Source organism: Oceanivirga salmonicida, from assembly GCF_001517915.1.
Classification (GTDB): Bacteria; Fusobacteriota; Fusobacteriia; order Fusobacteriales; family Leptotrichiaceae; genus Oceanivirga; species Oceanivirga salmonicida.
Genome location: NZ_LOQI01000204.1, coordinates 1 through 345, shown reverse-complemented (window position 1 = coordinate 345; position 345 = coordinate 1). Strand labels below are relative to the sequence as shown.

Here is a 345-nt window from a genome sequence, read left to right as displayed (position 1 = left end):
TTTTAACTTACATTTTCTACATGATTTCTTAGATAAATCTTTCTTTTTACCATCTAAAATACTTTTGCCAGATTGTTTTTTCAATCTTTTCACTGTTGCATATGATAAACTTGTAATAATTGTGATAGTAGTAAGTTTTCTACCTTCTTCGATTAATTTGATTGCCATTTTTTTAGCAAAATCTTTTTCTTCTTTAGTCATTTTTGACTACCTCCTTAAAAATATATTAAGTATATTTACACTTTGATATATATTAACTTGATAATCAAAAAAATGGCTCAAAATTGGCACTTTATATGATTTTAATTGCTATATTTTATGGCTCATTTTATGTGACGTTTTACA

Annotated in this window: 1 protein-coding gene; it reads right to left on the bottom strand. The window is 24.1% G+C overall.

Annotated elements, in window-relative coordinates; translation table 11 throughout:
- Positions 1-201 (bottom strand): hypothetical protein (locus AWT72_RS08970; protein WP_156413166.1); only part of this gene is annotated, 201 nt, incomplete at its 3' end.
- Positions 202-345: the final 144 nt, after the last annotated feature.